11 protein-coding genes and 1 pseudogene are annotated in these 10819 nt (G+C 37.7%); 5 read left to right on the forward strand and 7 right to left on the reverse strand.

Features of this window, described 5'->3' with window-relative positions; translation table 11 throughout:
* The coding region (locus tag VE944_RS25015) for a hydantoinase B/oxoprolinase family protein (protein WP_324983466.1) at positions 1-488 on the reverse strand (488 nt) is incomplete at its 3' end.
* Positions 489-542: 54 nt separating this feature from the next.
* On the opposite strand from VE944_RS25015, the gene VE944_RS25020 reads away from it, so the two are divergent.
* On the forward strand, positions 543-1025 hold the full coding sequence (locus tag VE944_RS25020) for a GNAT family N-acetyltransferase (protein ID WP_324983469.1): 483 nt from the start codon (positions 543-545) through the stop codon (positions 1023-1025).
* 5 nt (positions 1026-1030) lie between these two features.
* Here VE944_RS25020 and VE944_RS25025 read toward each other — a convergent pair whose 3' ends face one another.
* The 4 genes and pseudogenes from VE944_RS25025 to VE944_RS25040 form a co-directional block, all read right to left on the reverse strand.
* On the reverse strand, positions 1031-3121 hold the full coding sequence (locus tag VE944_RS25025; protein WP_324983472.1) for a hydantoinase/oxoprolinase family protein: 2091 nt from the start codon (positions 3119-3121) through the stop codon (positions 1031-1033).
* A gap of 124 nt (positions 3122-3245) precedes the next feature.
* The gene (locus VE944_RS25030; RefSeq protein ID WP_324983474.1) at positions 3246-4295 is read right to left on the reverse strand and encodes an ABC transporter substrate-binding protein; all 1050 of its coding nucleotides are present in this window, start codon (positions 4293-4295) and stop codon (positions 3246-3248) included.
* Positions 4296-4403: 108 nt separating this feature from the next.
* On the reverse strand, positions 4404-5090 hold the full coding sequence (locus VE944_RS25035; protein WP_324983477.1) for a hypothetical protein: 687 nt from the start codon (positions 5088-5090) through the stop codon (positions 4404-4406).
* A 92-nt stretch (positions 5091-5182) separates the two neighbouring features.
* Positions 5183-5389, reverse strand: a pseudogene (locus VE944_RS25040) (sensor histidine kinase); the annotation flags it as partial.
* 270 nt (positions 5390-5659) lie between these two features.
* Here VE944_RS25040 and tmk point away from each other — a divergent pair.
* Positions 5660-6295, forward strand: coding sequence for a dTMP kinase (gene tmk / locus VE944_RS25045; protein ID WP_324983479.1), 636 nt, complete (start codon positions 5660-5662; stop codon positions 6293-6295).
* Positions 6296-6310: 15 nt separating this feature from the next.
* Here tmk and VE944_RS25050 read toward each other — a convergent pair whose 3' ends face one another.
* Positions 6311-6613, reverse strand: coding sequence for an acylphosphatase (locus tag VE944_RS25050; RefSeq protein ID WP_324983481.1), 303 nt, complete (start codon positions 6611-6613; stop codon positions 6311-6313).
* 78 nt (positions 6614-6691) lie between these two features.
* The gene (locus tag VE944_RS25055; protein WP_324983484.1) at positions 6692-6973 is read right to left on the reverse strand and encodes a polyribonucleotide nucleotidyltransferase; all 282 of its coding nucleotides are present in this window, start codon (positions 6971-6973) and stop codon (positions 6692-6694) included.
* 223 nt (positions 6974-7196) lie between these two features.
* Between VE944_RS25055 and VE944_RS25060 the strand changes: the two genes are divergently transcribed.
* From VE944_RS25060 to VE944_RS25070, 3 genes are all read left to right on the forward strand, one after another.
* Positions 7197-7574, forward strand: a complete 378-nt coding sequence (locus VE944_RS25060; protein ID WP_324983487.1) for a DUF1823 family protein — start codon at positions 7197-7199, stop codon at positions 7572-7574.
* Between the two features lie 310 nt (positions 7575-7884).
* Positions 7885-9543 carry an alpha-amylase family glycosyl hydrolase gene (locus VE944_RS25065; RefSeq protein WP_324983490.1) on the forward strand — a complete coding sequence of 553 codons (1659 nt, stop codon included), beginning with the start codon at positions 7885-7887 and terminating at the stop codon, positions 9541-9543.
* A gap of 197 nt (positions 9544-9740) precedes the next feature.
* Positions 9741-10796 (forward strand): 3-deoxy-7-phosphoheptulonate synthase, encoded by a 1056-nt coding sequence (locus tag VE944_RS25070; RefSeq protein ID WP_324983492.1) that lies wholly within the window; start codon positions 9741-9743, stop codon positions 10794-10796.
* The last annotated feature ends 23 nt before the right edge of the window (positions 10797-10819 follow it).

Below are 10819 nucleotides of genomic sequence, written 5' to 3' on the forward strand. Positions count from 1 at the left end.
AAATTATCAAAAATAATTCCTTCCTCTTCTACTGTCGTACTGTGAGGAGGCATTGAACCAGGAGTAATTCCACCGATATCTGCTTGGTGTCCACGAGAAGCAACAAAAAAGAGGGGAGTAGGGAATGGAGTATTTTCAGGAGTTTCTAGAAAAACAGGGGTAATTGCAGTTACGTCGGGAAGGTGAGTTCCGCCATTATAGGGGTTATTAGATAGATAGACATCTCCTGGTTTTAGGGTGTCGCGTTTTTCGTTAATTAAACTACGGACACTTTCGCTCATTGAGCCTAAATGTACAGGAATGTGGGGGGCATTAGCAACTAATAATCCAGAAGAGTCAAAAATAGCGCAGGAAAAATCTAGCCTTTCTTTAATATTTACAGATGCTGCCGTATTTTGGAGAACAATTCCCATTTGTTCAGCAATAAATTGATAGAGATTTTTGAATATTTCTAAGCGGACGGGATCAGGTTGAGATATTGTGTACATGTTTGATTCCTATTCTTTGCTAAGATTATCTACTAAAGTGATTAAAGTAGTTCAATGAAGATTCGGCCTGCTACACCTGATGACGTATCACTAATTTTTTCCTTTATCCAAAAAAAGTCTGAATTTGATAGAAACATTGGTGCTTATTCTGGTGTACTTAAAGTTACTGAGGATAAGATATGTAAAACAATTTTTGGAACAGTACCTTTCTCTTATGTTTTATTTGCAGAAACCTCAGAGTGTGTGGTTGGGTTTGCTTTATATGGATTTAGATACTCATCTTTTGTAGGGCAACCGAGTGTCTGGCTTGATGATTTGTATGTGGACGAAGATATGAGAAGCCAGGGAGCAGGAGCCGCGTTAATGAGTTATTTAGCTCAACTAGCAAAAGACAATGACTGTACCCATCTTGCTTGGAATGCTGATGCTCGCAACAATCGCGGGCTTAGTTTTTATGATAGGCTAGGTGCAAAAGTTACGGAGCAGAAAGGTAATCGCTGTTTTTTAACCTGGACACCACAAATACTTGCTGTATAAGCAGTTTATAGACGCTGTAAAATTAGATGATTATATTCAGTTAATATTGCTTGCCAGTTAGGTTCTACTACAATTGTGCTAATTTTTTCAACAACGATCGCAGGCCCATTAATAATATCTTCTGGTTGTAAATCTTCTCGTCGGTAAACAGGCGTATCATGCCATCTTTCAGCAGTATACATCCTTACTATCTCAACGGCTTCGGGAGTTTTAACTATAGAACGTGTACGAGTAATTAAGGGTTCTTCGGGAGTTTCCATTTTCTGAATTACTTCTACTGAGACGGATTCAACAATTAAAGTTTTATCTAATTGAATAAAACCATAGCGGGATTTATGTTCATCCTCAAATTCTTGCCGCATCAATACCACATCATCGGCAAAGTTAACGGTTAAAGTAGAGTTGGTTCCTTCATATTTTAAGTTAACTTTTCGGACTATTTCTACAAGACTACGCACTTCATTTATTTCACTTCTAGCTTGAGTTTCTAAATGTTCCATTAACTGCTGTAATTTAAGGATTAATGCTTGGGTTAAAGGCTGTTCTACTCCTGCTTCTCTAATCGCCCGGACATCAGCTAATCCCATTCCATAAGCAGAGAGAACACCAGCATAAGGGTGGAGAAATATCTTTTTCATTCCCAAGGTATCGGCAATTAAACAAGCAACTTGTCCACCTGCGCCGCCAAAACAACAAAGCACATATTGGCTGACATCATAACCCCGTTGCAGACTAATTTTTTTAATTGCGTTCGCCATATTTTCCACTGCGATCGCAATAAATCCAGCTGCTACTTGTTCGGGGGTAGAATGATTTAAGGTAGCGCCTTGAATATCTTGGGCTAATTGTGTAAATTCCTGAATTACAGTATCTTTATCTAAAGGTAAATTTCCATCAATTCCAAAAACCGAGGGAAAATATTGCGGGTGGATTTTGCCTAACATCACATTAGCATCAGTAACCGCTAATGGCCCCCCGCGTCGGTAACAAGCAGGGCCAGGATTTGAACCAGCAGATTTAGGGCCGACACGATAACTAGAACCATCAAAAAAGAGAATTGAACCGCCTCCAGCCGCAATTGTATTAATTGCTAATACAGGAACTCGCATCCGCGCCCCAGCAATTTCTGAATCTAGTTGTCGTTCATACTCTCCTTTAAAGTGGGCAACATCTGTACTTGTCCCTCCCATATCAAAGGTAATAACTAACTCAAAACCTGCTCTTTTACTAGTTTGGACTGCACCGACAATACCTCCAGCCGGGCCACTCAAAATACTATCTTTGCCTTGAAATTGTTCGGCTGCAACTAAACCGCCGTCAGATTTCATGAACATTAATTTGACTCCAGGTAACTGACTCGCTATTTGGTTGACATAGTGACGTAGAATCGGAGTTAAATAAGCATCGACTACTGTTGTATCTCCTCGGCTGACTAATTTCATTAACGGACTAACTTGATGAGATACAGATATTTGTGTAAAGCCGATTTCTTGCGCGATTTTGGCTATTTCTTGTTCGTGTTTGGGATAGCGATCGCTGTGCATAAAAACAATAGCACAACTCCGAATTCCTGTGTTATGAACTGCTTGTAAGTCATTTTTGGCTTGTTGAATATTTACAGGAATTAATTCATTCCCATGAGCATCGTAACGTTCATCAATTTCAATCACCTGCTCATAAAGCATGGTTGGTAAAATGATATGACGGGCAAAGATGTTAGGACGGTTTTGGTAGCCAATTCGTAGGGCATCTTTAAACCCTTTAGTGATCACAAGAACGACGCGATCGCCTTTCCTTTCTAAGAGTGCGTTTGTTGCTACTGTTGTCCCCATTTTTACTACTTCTATAACTTCAGTAGGAATGGTTTCGTTACCAGAAATACCTATAATATCCCGTATACCTTGGATGGCTGCATCTTGATATTGTTCGGGATTTTCTGAAAGTAGTTTATAGACTATAGTCCATTGCTCATTAGGCAGAGTGACAATTAAAAAACGTTCAGGATGTCTTGAGAGTCTGTCTATAATTGCTTGATTATTAGTAACAGCAATAATATCTGTAAATGTACCACCGCGATCGGCAAAAAATTTCAACATGATTTTGTTTTTTCAACGCTATACAGGTAGCATAACAATGAGTTATGAAGTCTTTCTACTTCAGGTATGGAATATTTTTCTACAGATGTGGAATCTTAGATATAGTTAATTGAAAATATAATTATTAAATTGTCCACTGCCATTTAGACTGTTGTACATTCCATTTTACAGCTACTATTTCTGCTGGAGGATTGATACGATCGCCATTCTTTTCAAATTGAATAATTCCTGTAACTCCTCTCACTTGCTTTTTATCTTCTTTGAAATATTTATTCATATATATCAATAAAGATTGACTATCTGAAATCTGAAATTGCTCTAAAACTCTCAGAATTATTAACACTGAGTCGAAAGCTGTTGCACTACGCCATGTTAAATTTTCTTCTCCCCATAATTGAGTGCCTAGTTGACAAAACTTTTGCCCTAGTTGATTTTCATTATTGCACCCATTTGTTTTGCTGTGCCAATGCCAAGGAACACAAGCTATAATTTGACAGTCATTTTTATTTACCAAATTATACTGACTTTGTTCATCAATCCAATGTAAAACATTCTCATGGTAAAAAGTTGCTGAACCAGCTATTAGACAGCTATTGATTTTTAATCTACTAATCAGTCCAGCATTATCAAGGGAATTAGGTTCAATTCCCCCATCAGGAATTATAATAATAATATCAACGCCATTCTGTTTAATATCTTCTAGATAAGCTTGAATCTGATAATATTTTTCGCTAATATAACTACATTCTTTTAGAAAAATAAGCTGTTCACTATATTGCTCAAGACATTTTTTGATAGTATTTCTGTATGAAGTGCTATAACTACTATTTTTATTATAGATAATAGCTACTTTTTTATGACTTTTACCAGACAATGTTTCTGTCAAGTAATGAGCTAATTGCGTGGCATTTATGCTATCTTGAGTAGTCAGTCTAAAAAAGGATAAACTTCCACCCCCAGATAAATGAGAAAGTTCATTAGATGTACTGCTAGAGTTTACTAAAATTAGTCCATTTTGAGAATATAAATTTAGTGCCTTTTTAGTCATTTCACTTGAATAATGACCAATGATAGAAATCAGGTTTAGTTGTGGCGCTAAATTGGCTAAATTCTCTGCTGTTTGGCTATATGGTGCATATAAATTATTAGGATCATTGACAATTAAAATTTTCAAGGCTATCTGACTATCTGTATTATTTAGAGTAAAAAACTTGTCGGGTTTTATATCATCTAAATTTATCTCTTTTTCTAGTGAAATTTTCTCAAAGCTTTGAAGATTTATTTAGAGTTGAATTTGAGCAATACCTCGTAAAGTTTCAGATGCTACATGACCTTGATTATGATAAAATGGCACAACCACAGCCAAAGTATAAATATGAATTTTTTTCTCTCGTAAAAGAGATTGCTTATATTCAATTAAGCAGTTATTAATATAAATTAAAATTTCTGGATTCCCTGTACCATAAATTTCTATTTCTTTTTTCCAAGCCCAAATAAAGCACTTTAATGCTTGATAATAAAGTCCTTGCTGATAAAATTTATTTCCTTGGATTTGTAACTCTACAATATCTTGATTTGGGGGAAAAAGAAAAATTTGTCTGCCAAAACTACCTTGAAAGTTATCATTGTTTAATTGAGGAGCAGTCTGCAATTTATATCCGTTATTAAGATGAAGTAAGAAATTAAGCAGCTTAACCCACTTCCCAGCTATTTCTTCTTGGTCAATTTGCATCAGCTCTGCTATTCTAGGATAAATATTATTACTCAGCCTATCTCTAATTTGTTGGTCAGATAAATTGAAGATTTTAGCTATATGTTGTCGAGAGTGTCCTAATAGAGATTGACAAATAATTTCCTTGTCAATTTCACTGATTTGCCTTCTATTTGAAGCTGTCTCTAATTTTTGAAAGAACAGATCGATATTAATATTTAGCTGTTCTATAACCTGTTGACAGTTTTGACATACCATAATTATCTATCATCCTTTTTTCAAAATGATAGTCTAATTCCTAACTTAGGTAATCCTATGGGTGTCGAACTAATTTCTATTTATGTTGACAATTAAATAGCTTGCTGGGTTAGCGGAATTACAATTACAAATTCTGTCCCCTGTCCAGGAGCAGAAATATATTCTAATGTTCCCTGATGTTTTTGAGTGTTAATCTGATAACTAATAGACAAACCTAATCCCGTATCTTTCCCAACTGGTTTAGTAGTAAAGAATGGTTCAAACAAGTGTTTTTGTACTTTTTCTGGAATGCTTGTACCAATCGCCGTCTTTACAAGAATCAGTCCTTTGTAGAGACGGCGATTTATCGCGTCTCTTGCCTTAACCGAACCGTATTGGTTAGGGTGGGGTAAAACCGTTTGTCAAAGTCAATTTCTTTAACGTAGACGCAAAGCGGCTTGCCGCAGGCTACCGCCATCGCGCAGCCTCTCGTAGAGAAGAGAAGGACGCAAAGAGAAGGAAAAAATGCTTAACTGAACCGTATTGCCTTATATCCAAAAGTTATTTTTAAAGTAGTGAACATAAAAAATATGAATGGCAAATTTATTGTATTTGAAGGGGTAGAAGGCTGTGGTAAAACTAGCCAAATGCAGCTTTGTTCTGAGTGGTTGGAAAGCCTGGGTATTGCTGTGGTTGTTACTCGTGAACCCGGTGGAACAGAGTTAGGCTTACATCTTCGCCGCTTGCTATTAGAGAAGACGGAGGATAAACCAGTTGCACAAGTGACAGAACTTTTGTTGTATGCTGCTGACCGATCGCAACACGTTGAACAAGAACTCAAACCGCGACTGCAAGCAGGGAAATATATTTTATGCGATCGCTACACTGACTCTACCATTGCCTACCAAGGATATGGTCGCGGTCTTAACATGAGTTTAATCAATCAGCTTAATCATATTGCCACTGCTGGTTTAGAGAGTGACTTAACTATTTGGCTAGATGTCGATGTCGAAGTAGGACTAGCCCGTAAACGGGGAGATGGAATGGCGTTAGACCGCATTGAACAAGAAACAATCGCTTTTCATCGGCGCGTTCAGCAAGGATACGCAGAGTTAGCAACATCCTATCCCTCAAGAATTGTACGGGTAGATGGCAGCTTGAGTAAAGAAGCTGTACAACAAGTAGTTCAAGGAATTTTGCGCCTACACCTGAAGGAGTTGCCATAGGCAAATGACCAATGATTAATCAACCCGCTTAACTTCAAATCCCTGCAACCCTTCCGGTTCTTCATACTCAACCACAACATCTTGAACTACAGCAGCAGGTGGCCCAGAGTGACACCAGCGAACCATGTTATCTACAACATCTTGCGCTCCTTCAAAGACTGCCTCTACTCGATTATCGGGGAGATTCCGCACCCAGCCGGTTAATCCCAACTGCCTAGCTGTATCTACAGTGGAATAGCGATAGCCGACTCCTTGGACTCGGCCAGAAATGAATACATGGGCGCGGATGATCTTTGGCAGTGCTGTGGAATTCTGCATAGACTGGTATAATCTTTACGATTTCCAGTCTACCGAGTTTGTGTATACACAAGCTGTTTTTAACTCCAACTAGCGAAATTAATCCTGGTCTTCGTCATCGTCGTCATTGCTGCGATGTCTATACTGGCGGTCTTCGTCATGGCGATGTTTATACTCCCGGTCTTCGTCATCGTCATCATCACCGCGATGTCTGTACTTCCGGTCTTCGTCATCGTCATCATCACCGCGATGTTCGTACTTCCGGTCATCGTCGTCATCATCACCGCGATGTTTGTACTGGCGATCGCCATTATCCGATTCTTCATCACGTTTTTTCTGCTTGCCACCAATTATATTTCTGAACATATCCCCTATTTGCATAATTTTCCTCCTGAGTTAGCGAATCTCCTTATTGAGGCTCACTTTAGTAGTTTGTCTAATGCTTGTAGCGGATAAATCTTCCAGCAGGCGTAGATAAAAATAAAATTATCCCTATCTTTGGGAGTGTCGCAGAGTAGTGATAAAGTATTTTTCAATACCTACTAACTGTAGTGAATTTAATTAATCAGTAGTCAGTTTTCAAACTTGGAATTTTGAATTGCTTATGTCTAACTTGCCACCACTCAATACAGAAACAATTTGGGCAATTCTTGACGAAAAACTTGATGATGCCACAGTCAACGAGTTGCTATGGCATTATTTAGGCTATCGCTATGATTCCTCAACTGCACAATGGGACACTAGCCTAGTTGCACCAGAATGGCAAGATGATTACCCCCAACCACCAAATTTTATTGAATCTCGCCCCGCAACAGTCAAGTTGACTCGTTCAATTCCTGTTGAAAATAAACAACTGCTCAAAGAAAAGCTGGGTTTCAAAGGTTACAAAATTGGGGAATTTGGGCCTCGGCAAACTCGCAGGGCGACAGCAGCAGGTTGGTTGTTAAGTTATCTGCAACAAACTAACGGCAAAATTGAGTAATCTTATACAGCAGATATTTAGCAATAGCCATTTTAGTTTTACTTAATATCTGCTAATTAAAAAATTAATAAAAACTTTTAAAATTTAGTATTATTGGCAGCAAACATACTAAATATAATCTGGATATTAGTTAAAAACTAAATTTTAGAAACAGTCCAATATAGCCAATAAGTAGCTATTTTATAAAATATTTATAAATTCATCCTCAAGATAGAAGCACTAGTTATAAAATTATTTCTCTGGAGCGATTTGTAAATTTAATTAGTATCCGAGAATACTTCTATAAACCCTTAATATTACAAACAGTTCTATGGCAAAGCCAATTGAATTTAATTTATTTGCACCTTATAACAAAGGAGTAGCATTAATTGGTTCTTTTTCTGATTGGCAAGAAATTCCAATGAAGAAAGGTGATGATGGTTATTTTCGTACAAGCGTTGAACTAGAAGACGGCGTTTATAAATATAAATTCCGTGTCCAGTCAAATTCATGGTTTTTTGAACCAGAACAATCGGTTGATGTTACAGATCCTCAGGCAACTGATATAGATGAACTGAGTGGAAAAGATGATGGTGTTATCCGGGTCAAAGATGGCGAAAGAATTACCGATACTTATGTTTGGCAACATGATGATAAACCTTTACCTGCTGACCACGAATTAGTAATTTATGAATTGCATGTTGGTGACTTTTCTGGTGGCGAGGATGACCCTTATGCACGAGGTAAGTACAAACACGTCATTGAAAAGTTAGATTATTTATGCGAACTAGGAATCAACGCTATTGAGTTGATGCCACTTAAAGAATATCCTGGTGATTATAGTTGGGGTTATAACCCCCGTCACTTCTTTGCAACAGAATCTAGTTATGGTTCTACTGCTGAGTTAAAAAATTTGATTGATGAGTGTCATGGTAGAGGTATTCGTGTAATTCTTGATGGAATTTATAACCACTCAGAAGCATCTGCCCCGTTAACACAAATTGACCACGATTATTGGTATCATCACGAACCTCGTGACCCTGATAATAACTGGGGACCTGAGTTTAATTATGAACATTATGACGAAAAATTAGATATTCATCCAGCGTGGAAATTTACTGGTGAGGCAATCCGTTTTTGGATATCAGAATATCATCTTGATGGTATTCGCTATGATGCGGCGCGGCAAATTGCTAACTACGATTTCATGCACTGGATTGTTCAGGAAGCAAAAAAAACTGCTGGCGCGAAGCCTTTTTATAGTGTTGCTGAACACATTCCTGAAACTACCAGCATTACCAATGTAGATGGGCCAATGGATGGTTGCTGGCATGACAGTTTTTATCACTGCATTCTAGAACATATCTGCGGTGATACATTTGATTTAGAGCGTCTCAAAGATGTCATTGACTGTAAGCGCCAAGGCTTCTTGGGTGCCACCAATGTAGTAAATTACCTCACCAACCACGACCATAACCATGTCATGGTAGAACTGGGGAACCGTGAGATTTTTAACGAAGAAGCCTTTAGGCGAGCTAAATTAGGAGTAGCCATCTTAATGACTGCTATTGGTGTACCTTTGATTTGGATGGGAGAGGAATTTGGTGAGTATAAACCCAAGCAACCTGAATCATCCAAAATCGATTGGACGCTGTTAGGTAATGATTTAAATCGGAGTTTATTTGATTCATACAAAGGCTTAACCAACCTGCGTAAAAGCAATCATGCCCTTTACACAGAAAATATTGATTTTATCCACGAAAATCCAGAGGCAAAAGTATTAGCTTATACTCGTTGGAATGATGAAGGTTCTCGTGTAGTCGTAATTACAAATTTCTCAGAAAATTTCCTAGCTGGCTATCATGTTCCTAATTTTCCCAGCCCTGGTATATGGCACGAGTGGACAGGCAATTATGATGTTGAAGCTGGTGACGATGGCATCATAACTGACTTGGGGCCATACGAAGCTAAAGTGTTTGTATGGCAGTAATTATATACACTACTACTGAGCAGGTAGCCCAATAGTAAAAAAAGGGGGGAAATATTTCCCCTTTTTCAGTTATTACCTTATTTACGTACAATTTAGTGATAAATTTGTCAAACCAAAAATCAGCTATATAAAAATTTCAGGGGTTTGTGTTACACTTTTTATTTGAAGTGCGTATATAAAATTGCCAGAGCATCCCCATGCACAACAAATTATTTAATAGTAATATCGACAACGCTAACATTGACAACGATCGCATTTTATTAACTCCCAATGAAGTTAAATCAAAATTACCTTTAACACAATTAGCCGAGCAAAGAGTTTTAGCATATAGGCAGGAAATAGAACAGATCCTAGATTTTCAGGATCGCAGAAAATTTATAGTAGTTGGGCCATGCTCAATCCACGACACAAAAGCAGCACTCGAATATTCTGAACGGTTGAAAAGATTGGCCGAGCAAGTCCAGGATAAGCTGCTACTAATTATGCGAGTGTACTTTGAAAAACCAAGAACAACCGTAGGCTGGAAAGGGTTAATTAACGATCCAGATATGGATGATTCTTTCCATGTAGAAAATGGGTTATTAATTGCACGGGATCTATTATTAAAAATTACAGAATTGGGATTACCTGCTGGCACAGAAGCACTAGATCCAATCATACCTCAATATATTAGTGAACTAATTACGTGGTCTGCCATTGGGGCACGCACGACCGAATCACAAACTCACCGCGAAATGGCAAGCGGACTTTCCATGCCTGTGGGTTTTAAAAACGGTACTGACGGTAATATTCAAGTAGCTTTGAATGCCTTACAATCAGCTAGAAACCCGCATAATTTTATCGGAATTAATCAAAACGGACAGGTTAGCGTCTTTCAAACTAAAGGTAATGGCTATGGTCACGTAATTTTAAGGGGTGGTAGTCAACCTAATTTTGATACAGCGAATGTGAAACTGGTAGAAGAAAAATTAAAACAGGCAGATTTACTACCTAGAATTGTTATTGACTGTAGCCACGGCAATACCAATAAAGATTACAAATTACAAGGTGCTGTCTTAGAAAATATTATTCAGCAAATAGTAGATGGTAATACATCAATAGTTGGCATGATGCTGGAATCGCATTTGTATGAGGGTAGTCAACCAATTACTGGTAAAGAAGAATTAAAATATGGGATTTCTGTAACTGATAAATGTATTGGTTGGGAAGAAACGGAAAAAATTATTTTAGCTGCTCACGAAAAACTTAAATAAATTCCACAGTCTAGGTTTTCAGA

It is taken from the genome of Nostoc sp., from assembly GCF_035638895.1.
Taxonomy (GTDB): domain Bacteria; phylum Cyanobacteriota; class Cyanobacteriia; order Cyanobacteriales; family Nostocaceae; genus Nostoc.